This is a genomic window from Mesobacillus zeae (genome assembly GCF_003570705.1).
Classification (GTDB): Bacteria; Bacillota; Bacilli; order Bacillales; family Cytobacillaceae; genus Mesobacillus_C; species Mesobacillus_C zeae.
This window is the reverse complement of sequence record NZ_QWVT01000018.1, coordinates 1-15,935: the sequence shown is the minus strand read 5'-3', so window position 1 is coordinate 15,935 and position 15,935 is coordinate 1. Positions and strand designations below refer to the sequence as shown.

Below are 15,935 nucleotides of genomic sequence, written 5' to 3'. Positions count from 1 at the left end.
CCTTTCACCCTTACAATAGTTTTATCGACCCTTTGGAGGATTGTTTAATAGTTTCAGGAAAAAAAGTTTATTCTTTATTTTTAGTTATGAATGGAAGCAGGCTGCTGATATCTTTGGAAGCGTGCTGATTTTCGCTCGTGATAAGGTCATAGATTTCCTTGCGGTACACTTCCACGTTTTTCGGCGCTTTGATTCCAATTTTGACTTGGTCATTTTTCGAAGACAGAATTGTGATTTCAATTTCGTCTCCAATTTTAATGCTTTCTCCATTTTTCCGGGTTAATACCAGCATCCATGCTCACCCTTTCGCTGTTCCAAAAATTGCGTGCTTCGTCTTGTACTCCTCACCATGCAGAATAATCTGCTTCCCCTTCAGCTTTTTACCATTGATAATTATTGGCGCCTGCAGATTGGCTGTTGTTTTTGCAAACGGATCTTCCACCGTAAGGATCGAATACACAACTACATCTTGCTCCGATTCTATTCCCAGTTCTTCAATTGCTGAATCCTCCAGCTGAAAATCATAGGTTTTAAAAAAGTGAAACGGATTGCTTACGATAAAAGCCAACCCGGGAGTGTTAATGGATTGCAATGCCATAAATACCCCATCCTCCGATAACGGAAGCAGGGTGAATTTTTTTTCATCTGGAAAACCAGGGATACCCTTTTCAAACTTTATTATCTCACTGACTTCCGTCTCGCCATGATACCTCGTCAGGATTTTCATTCATACATCATTCCTTTAAATGGATTGTTCGTAGTTGTTGCCCACAAATTTCAGGTTCTCAAAATCAATCTTCAATGAAGGATAGTTTTTCAAGGACACTTCAGCTTTTCCCGGTGTATAACTGACACTTGCCTTATTCGCTTTTATGGAAATCACTGGCTTGTTGGCTTTTGCCCTGATTTCCACTTTGCCTGGATCATAATCTATTTTCACACTTCCTGCCGAAGGGATCCAGCCAATATTAAACTCGTAGAGAGGTGATTCGCTGTTCCGCTTTGCCTGCTCGGCTATCGGATTTCCACGGTTCTCAATCATCATTAACTCGTCGCCATCCTGAGAGCGGCGGGCAATGCCTGCCAGCCAGTCCTCATAGCCGCGGTCGGCTGCTTCTTCTATACGACTTCTTATAGACTTTAAATCCATGTCTTCCCGTGCTTTTGTCTGGTCAATCGTCATTCTTGACGGCGTTCGCTCAATCTGGAGCTCTGCCTGAGGCTGTTCCATGCTCATTTCAGGGCCAGGCTGCTCAATCTCCAGCACAGCCGGCGTTGTCTGGATTTGTGTTTGGGCAAACGTCGATTCCAATCTTATTTGCGGTAGCTGCATATAGTTTCCTCCTAAGAAAAGCGCAAACACCCGTATAGCGAAGAACACAAATCACTGGGTGCTAAAGCTAACAATTAAGAAAAAAAGCTATTCCCACTGGAAATAGCTTATCGCAAAAAGTCCATCAATGTCGGCTGGATGATCCGCGCACCCACGCCTAGTGCTGCACGGTGGACGGTTTCCTGCACTTTCAGGTCAACGATGACACGTTCAACATCAGCGTCTTCATTATCAGAAAGAACACGGTTGGCCATCACTTCCTGATGGGCAATCCTCTCGTCCACCATCTCAAGCCGGTTGTACCGGGCGCCCAACTCAGAACGTTCGGAGGACAAACTGCCCATTGCCTTGTCTAGGTCTTTTAGCAAGTCGTCAAAATTGAGTGTTGCTGGATCAAACTTTTGAGCTGCTTCACTGCTAGGATCCATGGCAGCCTGAATTTTTGTCAGTGTATCAAAAAGCTCCTGGCCGAATACGTTTGACGGATTGATATTCGCCTTCAGGGAAACTCCCCTGGACACTTCTACATTATAGTTTTGTATATTTGGATCATTGATATTAGCCGCTACTTGCGGAGGTATACCATCTGCAACCGGAGGATGATCAGTATCAGTTCCATGGAAAATATACCGGCCAGCGACTTGTGAATTTGCAATGGACACAATATCCTTCTGAATCTGCTCAATTTCAGTCGCAACAGCTTTTTTATCCTCAGGGTTCAGCGTACCGTTCTTCCCCTGGATAACGAGCTCGCGCACGCGCTGGAGACCCTTGTTTGTCTGCTCAATGCCAGCTTCGGAATTTTCCATCCATAAGTATAATTCTGAAAGGTTCCGCTTAAACTGCTCTACCTCGGAAAGATTGGAACGGTAAAACATCCCTTTCATCGCCACGACAGGATCATCGGACGGCCTTGTGATTTTTTTCCCTGTTGCCAGCTGTTCCTGGTATTTATCCATTCTTCGGTAACTTTCACTCAGATTCTTAAGCGAGTTGTTTGAAACCATCGATTGGGTTATCCGCATTTGCTTTCACCTATCTTCCTCCGGTTCCCATGCCGTTAATGATTTTATCAAGAAGCTCATCGGTCAGGGAAATCATCCTGGCCGAAGCATTGTAGGCATGCTGGAACTGGATCATATTGGACATTTCTTCGTCAAGAGAAACCGCGCTTACGGACTGTCTCCTTGTATCGACCGCATCCTTCAGTGAACCGCTGTTGTAGGCAAGCCTATCAGCCTGCTGGGACAGGACGGCCATCTCACCAATGACACCTTCATAATAACTCCTGAAGTTCGCTTCTCCGCCACCATTTTCGCCATAGGTAAATTTATTATTGATGACATTGGCAAGGTCCAGAATACCCTTGGAATCGCCCAGGTACGGATTGGATGGATCTGCTGTCGCGATATTATCGACATTAGCTAAAATTTCCGATGCAATAGCCATTTTTCCAGCATAACCTTTCCGGCCACCATCAACGGAAAAAAACGGAATATCCTGTGGGCCATTTGCAATCTCGTTAGGGCTTAAATTTGCCTGATGAACCTTATTGAACTCAGTGGCAAACGTGTAGGCCAGATTATCCAGCTCTGCCAGCATATCCGGATACACGCCGGCCGCTTTGCCATCTTTTTCAAATCCGTAGGAATCAATCAATGCCTTCAGCTTACCCTCGGACTTGGTGAAATCATAGCTTACTCCGCCTACTGTCACTGATTTAACAGAGCCATCAGCGCCTGAAAAGTCTACGTCGAATTCCTTGATCTCACTACCATTCACAAGCTTGGCAAGTTCATTACCCGAACCATCAACTAGTGTGATGACTGCCTGACCTTCTGCTAGGGCACTCGGGTTCCCGCCCGGCTTCGTATAGTCAACCTTGACGCTTACAAGCGTTGACAGCTCATCAACAAGGCGATCACGCTCATCGTAAAGGTCATTCGGAAGATAGCCATGCGGCTCCACTTCGCCAATCTGCTTGTTTATCTGGCTGACTTGATAAAGGATAGAATTAATTTTGTTCTCAGTCACATCAATTTCATTCTTCAAATCCGTCTGGATTGAGGAAAGAGAATTGTGCAGATAGTTGAACGTTTCGGAGAGGGCAATCCCCCGCTGCCTTACGACCGATTTTGCTCCTGGATTTTGCGGGTTGACAGCAAGGTCCTGCAGAGCCTGCCAAAACTCATTCATTGTCGCAGAAAGCCCTGAATCGGATGGCTCATGCATGACTTCTTCAAGCTTTTGCAATGATTCGGCACGTGATTGCCAGTAACCGAATTTATTGCTTTCACTGCGGTACTGGACGTCAAGGAAGCCTTCCCTGACCCTTTGGACCGAGCCGGCTTCCACACCTGTTCCGATTTGTCCCGGGAGTTGCGGCCGGTTCAGGGAAGCTGGCGGATAAGGATCTGTCTGTACGAAGTTTACTCTCTGCCGTGTAAAGCCTGGCGTGTTGGCATTGGCGATGTTATGTCCGGTTGTATGCAAAGCGCCCTGCTGCGTGAACATGCCGCGGCGTGCCGTTTCCAGACCCATAAAGGTTGAACGCATATTTCGTTCCTCCAAGCGTTGAATAGATGTGTTTTGTTTTTTGCTATGCTTTTGAGTTAAATAGCCCCTGTCCGCCTGATTTTGCCTTACCCTTCGGCGGTCCGTAATTGTAGTTGTCCTGCTGCGGCATGACAAGGCTTCTGGAAAAATTGATAAACTGCAAGGATTGGTTAATTAGCTGCTGGTTCAGACGGTTATGTTCTTTAATTCTGCTGATGACCTCTATCAGTTCTTCCCGTATCTCTAGGAGCTGTTTCTGACGTGGTCCGCCAGCCATTCCCGCAAGCTCGGTAAGAGAGGCATTTTCCATGTGTGGAAAGCTTGCGGCAGCTATTCTTGAACGCTCCTGGTTAAGCTTTTCGATTGCTGCAATATGGACTTGCTCTTCTTTTATGATGCTTTTGAGGGAGTCCATGTCCCCTTTTTTTACGATTCCTGTTTTCCTGTCCGATAGCTCCAGAAGGCTTTTATGCAATTTGAGGAGTTTCTCCAACACAGGCTGCAATTGTTCTATAGACACGGAATCCCTCCTTCATGGCAAAAAGAAACACTCGTCAGGAGACGAGCTTTTCACTTACTTTTTAAAAAAGAAATCATGCAAACCTTTTGCCGTTTCTTTTGAATCATGCTTATAAGCTCCAGTTTGCACCTGATTCTTTAATTCTTCCACGCGCTGCTGGCGCTGCACGGCAATTTGGGACATTTGCTGCATTTCTTTTGCAGCTGAAGAAATTTCAACTTTGTCAGTCTGCTGACCGAGATTCTTTTCAATATTGTCCATTTTATTTTTCGCCCTCAAGTATGGGTTGATGCCTGCAGGGCCTGCGTTATTATTAATCTTCATAAACATACCTCGCTTTCATTCCGTCCGTATATACTACTGATTATATCGGCAAATCCGGCTGATTTGTTTAATAAGTAGACAAAAACAAACCTTTAGGCCCATCATTTATTTTCTTATTCATGATATAAGTCCCGGTTATTTTCTTAAGACTTTTTCGAGAAGAAAGTTGGATTTCTCTGGATCTGCTTTTTCCGTTCTTCTTCCTTGTTGAACTGGTCGAGTTCTTCTCTCATCTTAGCTGCACAGCTTCCGCATATTCTGCCTTCCCGTATAATGCTTCCACATTTATCACAAGGATAACCGAGATTCGGGAATTGGGCGATTTGCAGCCGCCCTGTCTTCACAAACCGCAAAATCAGTTCCTCATCCACGCCAGTGGCTTCCACTACCTGCAAAATGGTGGCCGCCCGGTTCTCACGCTTCCTCATATATTTCGAAACAACATCATATGCTTGCTCTTGTTCTTTCCAACAGTTCCCACAAACATCCCGAAATTGGTTTTTAACAAAAATTTCCCCGCAGGCGGGACAATTCATTAAATTCACTGCCTGACCCCCTTCTCACTCCATTTGCGGTGACGCAGTAAAACATCACACTCCCAAACCGTGCCTGACCCCCGGCGCGGTGGTGTGATAAAGCACGTCGCACGCCTTGCTTAGTCACCGTGCGATTGTCAGCGAGCTGACTTTATCTGCCCCGGCTTCTTTTAATATTCGTGCTGCATGTCGCAGTGTTGAGCCTGTAGTATATATATCGTCAACGAGTACAATATTTTTACCGGTTAATTTTTCTTGAGATTCCAGACGAAATACTTGCGGGAGATGGATACGATCTCTTCTCGTCTTCTTCGATTGCTTCTCGGAATGGATTCTTGCAAGGAGAGGGACAGGCTTTAAACCCGCACCAACAATCAAAGCTTCGGATTGATTAAAGCCCCGCTCGTACAATCTTTCGGCGCTCAGCGGGATGGGGACGATGTAATCGCCTGGAATCCCTTTCAGCACCGACCTCAACTTTCCTGCAAATACACTCGCAAGACAATAGTCGCCGCGAAACTTAAACCGGGCAATCACTTCTTTCATAAAATCATTGTAATGATAAAGCGAAATATTTTTCTCAAGACAGCCCCTCCAGCTTTCGTCTTTTTCCCAGCGGATACAATCAAGACAAAGACTTCCTTCACAAAACGAGAGATCAAGCTCCCGCCCGCAAACAGTGCATTTTTCCCCCTCAATCGGAAGAAGCATGGACTCACATTTCCGGCAGACTGCTTCTTCCTTTGTTCTATTAAGAAAAATACTTCGCCAGGAAATTTCTGCTTCTATCTCTCCATGGCAGATAAGACATCGTTTTGGCGAAAATAGGTTCATATCGAAAGCACCCTTTCTTCAATCGAGCAGGCAGCGCTTTGTGGCTTCCCTGTTCATTTCTTCAATCACCCTTTTGGCACGCAGCATTTCCTCCGTCCTGCCATAGTGAAAAAAAGTCACATCGCCCGTTGGGTGGCTAGCACTCCGGCCGGCGCGCCCGGCAATTTGAACCAGTGCGCTTTCTGTAAAAATCTCTGCCTCCGCTCCAATCACAGCAACATCAATATCAGGGAAAGTAACACCTCGTTCGAGAATGGTCGTGGTAAGAAGGAGTGGAATTTCTTTGTTCCGCATTTTCATCACTTTTTCTTTCCGGTCGGGATCTTCCGCGTAAACAGACTCTATGTCAGGATGCAGCTTTCTGAGGCGGGTAAGAATCTTTTTCATGAGTTCAATTTTCGGGGCAAAAACTAGTGCCTGCTTTCCGGCATCAAGCCGTATCTTTACCCAGCGGATGACATTGTCAGGCAATTTTTCTCTCTCCAGCTGTTTCCCCCAGTTGCCGCACCATATCAGTTCGGGTACGGGAAGGGGATGACGATGAAAACGGGCAGGAATTGTAACATAAGCCCGCTTTCCAAGCCTGCATTCCCGCTGCCAGCTCCGGCTCGGCGTAGCTGTTAAATAAATGACCGTAGATTCCGGCTTTCTGGCATTTTTCACGGCATGACGCAGCGTTTCATCAACAGAGAATGGAAAGGCATCGACTTCATCAACGATGAGCGTGTCGAATGCGTGGTAAAAGCGAAACAGCTGGTGTGTTGTCGAAATGGTGAGCGGGGCATGATTGTGGCGGTCTTCGCTGCCGCCATACAGGGAGGCGACAGGAATTTCCGGAAACACAGCTTTCAAGCGCGGAGTCAGTTCCAGTACAACATCCGTCCTTGGTGTTGCAATGCAAACGCGTTGGCCTCTTGCCAAGGCTTGTTCAATTCCTTTAAAAAGAATCTCAGTTTTTCCAGCCCCACACACCGCCCAGACCAGGAGTTCCTGCCCGCTGATGACGGCCTGCTCTACTCGGCCTGATGCTTCCCGCTGGCCGTCAGAGAGTGAACCTGTCCATTGCAGGAGTTTCATGGAAGACAGGATGGCGATATTGGTACGTCCATCAGCATCGGGATCCCTCCAGCCAATCAACGGCGTGCAGGCACTCACTCGCCCCATAATCAGGCACCTTCGGCAATATATGCAGCTCTCACCGCAGCGCGCGCACGGAAAGCTTGCAAACCAGCTGCTGTCGCTGTTGCCGCATCGCTGGCACAGAACTGTTTTTCCATGAAATTCTATTCCATTACGGTATGTTAGCCAGCCATTTTCGTAATGCTCCTGGATTTCTTCCAGCGAGAAAGGCAAGTCATCCATTAAAAGCTGTTTGCCTTGCAGGACTGCTTGGATTTCAGGATTGAAGTGGAAAGACAAGTTTTGCTGCGGTGTGGGGATTGAAGAGATTTTTGAAATAGGAAGAGTGGGTGAAGGGGATTTCAGTAGAGATTCGGGGACAACTTTCTGGCCAATAACAGCAAATCTCATAAAAATCCTCCGATATTGGAGTAAAACAGCAACATTTTTCCTGCCTCCTTTTTTTACAAAACTTATTAGTCAAAATTCTCTCAATCTCTCAAGTTTCCTACTACATTCTACGGATAAATATTAAGAAAAGATGACAATATACAATCATGGAGAATTACTGTGAACAGAAATATTTGATTTTTGGTTGAATTGGAGTTTTTTTAGTTACATACACTGGTTTTTCACGAAAAAATACTTATTTCGTATTTAACAGGCTTATTTTTCCTAGAACCGGGCAGTGTCCCAGACTCATCATTATAAATCCTCCATCACCCGCAGAAGATTTATTCCCAATTGTAGGTGAGTTATTGCCGATTGGGTACCGAATATTCCCGGTTGCACGTGATATATTCCCAGTTGCACGTGATATATTCCCAGTTGCGCGTGATATATTCCCGGTTGCGCGTGATATATTCCCGGTTGCGCGTGATATATTCCCGGTTACGCGTGATATATTCCCGGTTACGCGTGATATATTCCCGGTTCCGCGTGATATATTCCCAGTTGCACGTGATATATTCCGGTTCCGCGTGATATATTCCCGGTTCCGCGTGATATATTCCCGGTTCCGCGTGATATTCCCGGTTACACGTGATATATTCCCAGTTGCGCGTGATATATTCCCGGTTCCGCGTGATATTCCCGGTTGCGCGTGATATATTCCCGGTTGCACGTGATATGATATATTCCCGGTTGCACGTAATATATTCCCGGTTGCACGTAATATATTCCCAGTTGCGCGTGATATATTCCCGGTTACACGTGATATATTCCCGGTTGCGCGTGATATATTCCCAGTTGCACGTGATATATTCCCAGTTGCACGTGATATATTCCCGGTTGCGCGTGATATATTCCCAGTTGCGCGTGATATATTCCCGGTTACGCGTGATATAATATATTCCCGGTTACGCGTGATATATTCCCGGTTACACGTGATATATTCCCAGTTGCACGTGATATATTCCCGATTGCGCGTGATATATTCCCGGTTACACGTGATATATTCCCGGTTACCATTCGTTTATTCCTTTTAACTGTATTTATTCCCCAGCCCAGAATCAATATGGAAAAATCAAATCACATCATCCTCAAAAAAAATCATCGTCAATACCTTACTTATTCCCCAACAACGATCCCTTCCTTCCGAAAAAAACGCCATCCCTAAGCAACTCCGGGATGGCGCATAAAATCGTATTTACTTCTTGTACCAGCCCATGCCCATGGCGCCTTCGCCCAGGTGGGTGCCGATGACGGGACCGAAGTAGCTTAGCATAAATTCAACATTGGGAAACTCTGCCTCAAGCTCTGCCTTCCAGTCCAGCGCTTCCTGCTTACGGTTTGCATGGATGATGACAGCACGGTAGTCCTCTCCGCTCCCGGCATCCTCACCTAGAAGCTCGACCACGCGGTTCATCGCTTTTTTGCGCGTCCGCACTTTTTCAAACGGGACAATTTTCTTATCGATAAAGTGAAGGAGCGGCTTCACTTGTAGCAGGCTGCCAATGAACGCCTGGGCACCATTCAGCCGGCCGCCGCGCTGGAGATGGCTTAAATCATCCACCATGAAATAGGCACGGATCGACTGCTTCATCTCGGCAAGGCGGTCCATGATTTCCTCCGGACCCCTCGCGAGTGCAGCCAGCCCGGCTGCTTCAAGGGCATAAAACCCCTGGACCATGCAGCTGATTTCCGAGTCAAACGGATACACTTTTATGCTGTCCACCATTCCCGCAGCAGCAACGGCACCCTGGTATGTCCCGCTGATTCCGCTGGACAGATGGATGCTGATGACCGCGTCGTAATCCTTCGCAAGACTCTCAAACAACTCGACGAACTGTCCCGTCGGCGGCTGGGAAGTTGTCGGCAGCGCCTGATGCTTAACCTCTTCATAAAACTGCCCTGCGGTAATATCTATTTCTTCCCTGTATGTCTCATTTCCAAAAATCACACTGAGAGGGATTAGTTTAATATCCCATTTTTCCCGCAATTCCTTCGGTATATATGCCGTACTATCCGTAACGACTGCCGTTTTCATGATATATTTACCATCCTTAATCTTTTTGACTAATATATGTACAACCACCATTTTAAATGAATTCTAATCAAAATGCATTAATTTGGTGGATTACCCTAAAAAAGAAAAACACGCAGGTCTAGTAGCCTGCGCGCCAGTTAATTTAATATGTATTGTTTTTTAGGTTTCAAACCTCTTATTTCCATCTCTTCCAGAAGCATCAAGATAAATTCTTCATCAAGACCCAGGCTGATGGCTTTTTGGTAGGCGTAATACAATTCTTCGTCAGATAACGCACCCAATTTTGTCATCATCACTGCACTCCTTTATATATTTAGAAAATTATATCACAGAAAATTCATCAGACAACCTTATCATATGACTTTTGTTGCGAAAATTTCAAAAAAAGCACAAAAAGGCACATCAGCCGTAAAAGGCCAATGTGCCTAACTAAAAACATATGTAAAAATCGGTTAATTTAGACAAGCTGGATGGGGGTTACTGCTTTTTCCAAAAAACGGAGGCGAGCCTTCATCAATGCTTCACCGTTACCCGCCTGTTTTAGGCAGGACTGGTTTACTTGACTTCCACCCAGCCATTCTTAATGGCAAAAACAACTGCCTGCGTACGATCATTCACATTCATTTTTTGCAAAATATTGCTCACATGGTTCTTAACCGTTTTCTCACTGATAAACAGTGATTCTCCAATACCTCTGTTGCTTTTTCCGTCTGCCAGCATTTGGAGTACCTCGCACTCACGGCGGGTCAACAGATGCAGTGGCCTTCTAATTTCCACTTTCGGTATGTACTGGCTGGTGGATGCTGCTTCATCTACAGAAAGGCGGCGATATTCTTTTACAAGATTATGCGTCACCTTCGGATGCAGGTAAGAACCACCGGCCGCAACGACCTTAACGGCTTCAATCAAAGCATCTGCATCCATTTCCTTTAGAAGGTATCCAGTTGCACCAGTCTTTAATGCATGTGTGACATAGTTTTCATCATCATGAATGGATAGGATGATTACCTTTGAATCAGGATATTTCTCAATAAGCTGTCGGGTCGCCTCCACACCGTTCGTGTGCGGCATATTGATGTCCATAATAATAACATCGGGTCCGTATTCTTCTGCAAGGCTGATTGCTTGGCTGCCATCATCACCTTCGGCTACAACTTCAAACGAATCCTCAAAGTCAAGAATCCGCTTTACCCCTTCTCTAAACAGCTGGTGGTCATCTACAATGACAATCTTAGTTGTCAATACATTCGCCTCCCTTAACCTTCTGTCTCTATTCATAAACGTTTCTCCCTGCACGGTTTTTTTGGCCTGTGTTTCTAACCAGGCAGCAGGCTTTTTACAAAAGCTGCAGGCTTAATGTTTTCCGGGCTGCCGGGCTGCCGGGCGTTCTTGTTCGTTCCATCATCCACTGACAAGCGGGACTTGAATCATTACAAGTGTTCCTGAACCAATCTTAGAATCAATGGTCAAATCGCCTTCAAGAAGCTCCACTCTTTCCTGCATCCCCATAATACCAAAAGATTCAGGACATTTTTTATGAATATCAAATCCTTTTCCATTGTCCTTCACCACAACCAAGACCGCATCTTTTCTGATCTCAATTTTCACCTGGATGTGAGTGGCTTGGGCATGCTTCAAGGCGTTCTGGACCGACTCCTGAATCAGTCGAAAAAGGGCCACCTCATATTTTGTCGGCAGGCGCCTGTCCTGTCCCATATTAGAAAAAGATATTTTTGTGTGATTATGATATTCTTCGGTTGTCTGCAGGTATTTTCTGAGGGTAGGCACAAGACCAAGGTCATCAAGAGCCATCGGGCGCAAATCATAAATGATCCTTCGCACTTCATATAATGCCGAACGGACCATTTTTTTCATGCTTCGAATTTCCTGAAGGGCTTCCTCTGATCCGCGTTCCCTGAAGATCCTATCTATTAGGTCGGAACGCATCATCACGTTTGCCATCATTTGGGCCGGTCCATCATGAATCTCCCGTGACAGCCGTTTTCGCTCTTCTTCCTGGGCCTCAATAATTTTCAAACCGAAATCCTGCTTTTGCTTGGCAGTTTCCAGTGCTTCGCCCATCTCCCTAATATCGCTCATCAAGTAATTCATGACTACGGATATTTGTGAAACAAGATGCTCGGCCCTTTCAATTGTCTCGCTTAGGCCGACCAGCCTGCGCTCCAAATCATCACGCCGCTCGCGGAGCTGCTTTTCCTGCTGGCGGCTCATCGTCAAGTCCATTTGCAGCTTGTGTGCTATTTCATATGCCTGGCGGACTTCTGCTTCTGTATAATCCTTGAAATGTTTGCTGACTACAGAAAGTCGCTTCCGGGCAAACCGCACCTGAAGCTCCACCTTGTCTCCTTCATTAATGATATGAGCGACCAGCCGCTTGACTTCCTTTAGTTCGGAAGTGATATCTGCGAAATCATGCCGGCACTGTTCCCCAATCCTGAAGATTTCGTCCTTTGAACTCTCGACTGTATCTATCATGCTTTCAAGGATGTGGTCAAGCGCTTTAGTATCCATTTTTTTTAAGGCCATACATATTCCCCCATAGGCAGCGCATGATAATATTCTAGCTTGAAAAATCACTGGATACTATGGTTCATACTTGGAAAAATTGTGATATGCCATAAATTCGGTAAAAAGGCATAACAATATTTCCATCTTTCATGTCATATATCCTAGGATTTTAACAGGAAAATCCATGAAATTCTTCCTTTAAAGTGAAATGATTTTCTTCATAGTTGAAATATCATGCTGCCAAATCTTTCTCTTGCAGTCCGGGATTCTTGGGACCCTTCCTCAATTATGTCAAAATAAGGTCTATATTATTAAGACGCTTTCATTATAACATCCTGTCTGTCTACTTATATTAAAGTTTTATTACATTGCCACTTAAGATTGTCCCGCAGACTCTGTCGATTTATAATGAAAATTGGAATCTAAATTGCATAGCTCAACGTCTTTATTCATTAGACATGAGAATTCCGGAGGGCATTGCTCCCATTCTATCATTCGAAACCAGATGGCAGCCTTCCCTGATAGACTTTCTTTATAGAAAGGAGCGGCAAAATTGCTCCCACATTACCTGACTGTTAAAGGCCCTGGTGAATGCGAAATCCTCATCCAGAAATCCCGCTTCATCTCCCACGTAACCCGTGCGGAAACAGAAGAGGCCGCACAAAATTTCATCATGACAATCAGAAAGCAGCATTGGAACGCGACACATAATTGCTCAGCGTATCTCATCGGCGAACATGACCAAATCCAGAAGGCCAATGATGACGGCGAACCAGGCGGAACGGCAGGCGTCCCCATCCTTGAAGTCCTTAAAAAGAAAAAGCTGAAAGACACAGTTGTAGTTGTTACCCGTTATTTCGGAGGCATCAAGCTTGGCGCGGGCGGTCTCATCAGGGCATACGGCAAAGCCGCATCAGAAGGAGTGGCTGCCGCCGGAATCGTGGAAAGAAAACTGATGAAAATTATGCACACGACATTAGAGTATACCCTGCTTGGGAAAATTGAAAACGCACTTCGCTCCTCTATTTTTGAAATAAAGGAAATTCACTACCTTGAAAAAGTAGAAATTGAAACATTTGTCGAAGAAAGCCAAACACAGTCCTTTATTGAGTGGATGGTCGAACTGACAAACGGGCAGGGGCAAACAAAAGCCGGCCAGGAGCTTTACTTGGAAAAAAATATTTCCCAACCTTGACGACAAAGTATGACAAATGTGATAGCGGGGTTGCATTTTTCGTTGTATACTGTAGTTTAGCTTAAATAAAAGTATACAGAAAATGTAAAATCAGATTCAAATTGAGCCAAAAGGAGAATTTACATTGAACAATAGATCACGAAACAGCAGTCTGATAAGGAAGAAAAAGAGGCGGAGAAGAGTTTTCTTTTTCATTTTCCTGCCAATCTTCATGTTGACTCTAAGCGGACTAGGTTATGGTGCCTATCTCTATACGAAAGCCGCCGATGTTCTTGGATTATCCAAAGTTGAATTAAGCCGCGGCGACCAATCTGCGAAGAGATTTAAAAAGGTCGATCCGAAGCATGACAATATTTCCATGCTGATCATGGGCGTCGACGATAGCAAAACGAGGGACCAAGGCAAAGCTACCAGAACAGATGCCTTGATTCTCGCTACCTTCAACAAAGATGATAAAACGGTAAAAATGGTCAGCATTCCGCGTGATTCGTATGTGTACATCCCAGCCGAAGAAAAGCGTGACAAAATCACACATGCGCATGTTTATGGCGGAGAAGAAGGAACGATTGAAACTGTGGAAGAAATGTTCGATATCCCAGTTGATTACTTTGTTAAATTGAACTTTGATGCATTCATTGATGTTGTTGAAGCTCTCGGCGGAATTAAAGTCGATGTACCTGTGGAATTCACTGAACAAAACAGCAAAGACACAGGCGATGCCATCCATCTGAAAAAAGGCGTACAAGAGCTGAATGGAGAGGAAGCTCTTGCTTTGGCAAGAACAAGGAAGATTGACAACGATATCGAAAGAGGCAAGCGGCAGCAGCTCGTGCTGAAAGCCATCATTGACAAAGCGATCTCAGCAGGGTCACTCACCAAATACGGTGACGTCATGGAAGCCCTTGGCGATAATATCACAACCAATATGGAATTTGGCGAGTTGCTATCGCTTTATGACTACGCTACAAAAGGCATTGACATTGAATCGCTGACAATGGAAGGCGAAGATGCCTATATCGATGACGTTTACTATTACCAGTTGGACGAACAGAAATTAATCGAGCTTTCAAGCATGTTCAAGAGCCACCTGGCACTTTCAAGTCTCAGTTCCGACAGGAGTGATGGAACTGAGAGCGAAGATACCGAAAGCAATTATTAAAAACATAAATGCTGATTTTAAGCAGATGCCTTTTACATTCAGGCTCTTCTTAAAATCAGTTTTTTTTATTTCTGACTAGCTCTTATTTTTTAATGAAGGAAATAGTAGGTCCATCGTTTTAATAATCGGTTTGAATCTCTTTCCGGCCCATTCAATTTTTTCCGCGAAAAATTCAATCAATAAAATAGTTATAAGGAGGAAAACATTCAAACCATGAAAATCACTTCTTGAAACCATAATCCCCATTATCCCAAAAATGCAGGCGAACAGATAGATCATCAGTACGGACTGCCGATGGGAAAATCCGTAGTGGAGCAGCCTGTGGTGTAAGTGAAACTTATCGGCACTTGAAATCGGCTCCCTGTTCGTAATCCGCCTAATAATAGCAAACAGCGTATCTGAGATGGGAACGCCAAGGATCAGGATTGGAACAATCAATGAAATAAACGTTAAATTTTTAAAGCCCATCAGCGACAGAATTGAAATCATGAAGCCGAGAAAAAGAGACCCAGTGTCCCCCAGAAAAATGCTGGCAGGATGAAAATTATGGACCAAAAAACCGAGCGTGCACACAAGCAGTAGCAAACTGACAGCATAAACATAAGCATCGCCCATCATAAAAGCCATGACTGCCATCACTATAAAGGCAATGGACGAGACGCCGGAAGCAAGCCCGTCCAAACCATCAATCAGGTTGATTGAATTTGTCACACCAATGATCCAGAACACGGTCAAGGGAATGCTGAACAGCCCTAAATTCCACTGGCCCCCAAATGGCATGTTGATATATTCTATTTTTAAATCCCCGAAAAAAACAATGACAAGAGCAGCAGCAAGCTGTCCTGCCAACTTTGCTTTTGGGGAGAGCTCCTTTAAATCATCCATGATTCCTACAAAAAAAATAATGGCGGCACCCAGCATGAACGGCAATAAATAGGGGCTTTCCGGCCTGAGGATAAGAATGCCAGCAATGAAGCTTGCAAATATGGCAGCGCCCCCCATCCTCGGTATCAGGCGTTCATGTACTTTCCTCTCATTCGGGCGATCGATTGCGCCCAAGGCTATAGCAAGATTCTTCACCAGCGGGGTAAGAAACATGGAAAAAAAAAAGCATAAAATCAAGGTGAAATACAACATGTCCATCCTCCTTGATCTTAGCGTATCCAATCATGACAAAAAGAACCAAAAAATTTACGGTTGGAAAGTAATCCGGGGCATAAGGGTGAGATTTTTACATTAAATCACATATACGGAATCAGGATACAGCTACTTGGAATAAATGAGTGATGAACGGGAATAACTGGGACCTAATCGGGAATATATCGCTCGTAATCGGGAATAT

The 15,935-nt window shown here is 45.0% G+C and carries 17 protein-coding genes; 2 read left to right on the top strand and 15 right to left on the bottom strand.

The genetic code is table 11. The features are described 5' to 3' along the window. Positions 1-67: 67 nt before the first annotated feature. The 14 genes from csrA to D1970_RS10940 all read right to left on the bottom strand — a co-directional run bounded on the left by csrA (position 68) and on the right by D1970_RS10940 (position 12,257). Positions 68-292, bottom strand: a complete 225-nt coding sequence (gene csrA, locus D1970_RS11005) for a carbon storage regulator CsrA (protein WP_119112921.1) — start codon at positions 290-292, stop codon at positions 68-70. 6 nt (positions 293-298) lie between these two features. Further along, positions 299-727: a flagellar assembly protein FliW gene (fliW, locus tag D1970_RS11000; RefSeq protein ID WP_119112920.1), complete on the bottom strand. Its 429-nt coding sequence runs from the start codon at positions 725-727 to the stop codon at positions 299-301. Positions 728-742: 15 nt separating this feature from the next. Beyond that, the gene (locus D1970_RS10995; RefSeq protein WP_119112919.1) at positions 743-1,333 is read right to left on the bottom strand and encodes a DUF6470 family protein; all 591 of its coding nucleotides are present in this window, start codon (positions 1,331-1,333) and stop codon (positions 743-745) included. A gap of 107 nt (positions 1,334-1,440) precedes the next feature. Beyond that, on the bottom strand, positions 1,441-2,358 hold the full coding sequence (flgL, locus tag D1970_RS10990) for a flagellar hook-associated protein FlgL (RefSeq protein WP_119112918.1): 918 nt from the start codon (positions 2,356-2,358) through the stop codon (positions 1,441-1,443). Between the two features lie 10 nt (positions 2,359-2,368). After that, entirely contained in the window at positions 2,369-3,889 is a 1,521-nt protein-coding gene (flgK, locus tag D1970_RS10985; protein WP_119112917.1) for a flagellar hook-associated protein FlgK, read from the bottom strand. A 43-nt stretch (positions 3,890-3,932) separates the two neighbouring features. Further along, positions 3,933-4,409: a flagellar protein FlgN gene (locus D1970_RS10980; RefSeq protein ID WP_119112916.1), complete on the bottom strand. Its 477-nt coding sequence runs from the start codon at positions 4,407-4,409 to the stop codon at positions 3,933-3,935. Positions 4,410-4,463: 54 nt separating this feature from the next. Further along, positions 4,464-4,733 carry a flagellar biosynthesis anti-sigma factor FlgM gene (gene flgM, locus D1970_RS10975; RefSeq protein ID WP_119112915.1) on the bottom strand — a complete coding sequence of 90 codons (270 nt, stop codon included), beginning with the start codon at positions 4,731-4,733 and terminating at the stop codon, positions 4,464-4,466. Between the two features lie 143 nt (positions 4,734-4,876). Then, on the bottom strand, positions 4,877-5,269 hold the full coding sequence (locus D1970_RS10970) for a TIGR03826 family flagellar region protein (RefSeq protein WP_119113040.1): 393 nt from the start codon (positions 5,267-5,269) through the stop codon (positions 4,877-4,879). A gap of 123 nt (positions 5,270-5,392) precedes the next feature. Beyond that, positions 5,393-6,103: a ComFC family protein gene (locus D1970_RS10965; protein WP_119112914.1), complete on the bottom strand. Its 711-nt coding sequence runs from the start codon at positions 6,101-6,103 to the stop codon at positions 5,393-5,395. A gap of 18 nt (positions 6,104-6,121) precedes the next feature. Next, complete coding sequence (locus D1970_RS10960) at positions 6,122-7,633, bottom strand: ATP-dependent helicase ComFA (RefSeq protein ID WP_119112913.1); 1,512 nt, start codon at positions 7,631-7,633, stop codon at positions 6,122-6,124. A gap of 1,237 nt (positions 7,634-8,870) precedes the next feature. Then, entirely contained in the window at positions 8,871-9,710 is an 840-nt protein-coding gene (fakB, locus tag D1970_RS10955; protein ID WP_119112912.1) for a fatty acid kinase binding subunit FakB, read from the bottom strand. Positions 9,711-9,847: 137 nt separating this feature from the next. Further along, positions 9,848-10,003, bottom strand: a complete 156-nt coding sequence (gene sda, locus D1970_RS10950; RefSeq protein WP_246370194.1) for a sporulation histidine kinase inhibitor Sda — start codon at positions 10,001-10,003, stop codon at positions 9,848-9,850. A gap of 262 nt (positions 10,004-10,265) precedes the next feature. Continuing rightward, a complete protein-coding gene (locus tag D1970_RS10945; protein WP_119112911.1) occupies positions 10,266-10,988 on the bottom strand; it encodes a response regulator in 723 nt (240 codons plus the stop codon). Positions 10,989-11,111: 123 nt separating this feature from the next. Then, positions 11,112-12,257, bottom strand: a complete 1,146-nt coding sequence (locus D1970_RS10940) for a sensor histidine kinase (RefSeq protein WP_119112910.1) — start codon at positions 12,255-12,257, stop codon at positions 11,112-11,114. A gap of 535 nt (positions 12,258-12,792) precedes the next feature. Here D1970_RS10940 and D1970_RS10935 point away from each other — a divergent pair. Both D1970_RS10935 and D1970_RS10930 read left to right on the top strand, forming a co-directional pair. Beyond that, the gene (locus D1970_RS10935; protein ID WP_119112909.1) at positions 12,793-13,434 is read left to right on the top strand and encodes a YigZ family protein; all 642 of its coding nucleotides are present in this window, start codon (positions 12,793-12,795) and stop codon (positions 13,432-13,434) included. Between the two features lie 124 nt (positions 13,435-13,558). Then, positions 13,559-14,593, top strand: coding sequence for an LCP family protein (locus tag D1970_RS10930; protein WP_246370193.1), 1,035 nt, complete (start codon positions 13,559-13,561; stop codon positions 14,591-14,593). Positions 14,594-14,668: 75 nt separating this feature from the next. Here D1970_RS10930 and D1970_RS10925 read toward each other — a convergent pair whose 3' ends face one another. Beyond that, positions 14,669-15,730, bottom strand: a complete 1,062-nt coding sequence (locus D1970_RS10925; protein WP_119112908.1) for a glycosyltransferase family 4 protein — start codon at positions 15,728-15,730, stop codon at positions 14,669-14,671. Positions 15,731-15,935 lie beyond the last annotated feature (205 nt).

Excerpts from the sequence above, each read along its gene's own strand:
- csrA (WP_119112921.1), bottom strand. The coding sequence starts at position 292 with ATGCTGGTATTAACCCGGAAAAATGGAGAAAGCATTAAAATTGGAGAC.
- fliW (WP_119112920.1), bottom strand. The coding sequence starts at position 727 with ATGAAAATCCTGACGAGGTATCATGGCGAGACGGAAGTCAGTGAGATA.
- D1970_RS10995 (WP_119112919.1), bottom strand. The coding sequence starts at position 1,333 with ATGCAGCTACCGCAAATAAGATTGGAATCGACGTTTGCCCAAACACAA.
- flgL (WP_119112918.1), bottom strand. The coding sequence starts at position 2,358 with ATGCGGATAACCCAATCGATGGTTTCAAACAACTCGCTTAAGAATCTG.
- flgK (WP_119112917.1), bottom strand. The coding sequence starts at position 3,889 with ATGCGTTCAACCTTTATGGGTCTGGAAACGGCACGCCGCGGCATGTTC.
- flgM (WP_119112915.1), bottom strand. The coding sequence starts at position 4,733 with ATGAAGATTAATAATAACGCAGGCCCTGCAGGCATCAACCCATACTTG.
- D1970_RS10970 (WP_119113040.1), bottom strand. The coding sequence starts at position 5,269 with ATGAATTGTCCCGCCTGCGGGGAAATTTTTGTTAAAAACCAATTTCGG.
- D1970_RS10965 (WP_119112914.1), bottom strand. The coding sequence starts at position 6,103 with ATGAACCTATTTTCGCCAAAACGATGTCTTATCTGCCATGGAGAGATA.
- D1970_RS10960 (WP_119112913.1), bottom strand. The coding sequence starts at position 7,633 with ATGAGATTTGCTGTTATTGGCCAGAAAGTTGTCCCCGAATCTCTACTG.
- fakB (WP_119112912.1), bottom strand. The coding sequence starts at position 9,710 with ATGAAAACGGCAGTCGTTACGGATAGTACGGCATATATACCGAAGGAA.
- sda (WP_246370194.1), bottom strand. The coding sequence starts at position 10,003 with ATGATGACAAAATTGGGTGCGTTATCTGACGAAGAATTGTATTACGCC.
- D1970_RS10945 (WP_119112911.1), bottom strand. The coding sequence starts at position 10,988 with ATGAATAGAGACAGAAGGTTAAGGGAGGCGAATGTATTGACAACTAAG.
- D1970_RS10940 (WP_119112910.1), bottom strand. The coding sequence starts at position 12,257 with ATGGCCTTAAAAAAAATGGATACTAAAGCGCTTGACCACATCCTTGAA.
- D1970_RS10925 (WP_119112908.1), bottom strand. The coding sequence starts at position 15,730 with ATGTTGTATTTCACCTTGATTTTATGCTTTTTTTTTTCCATGTTTCTT.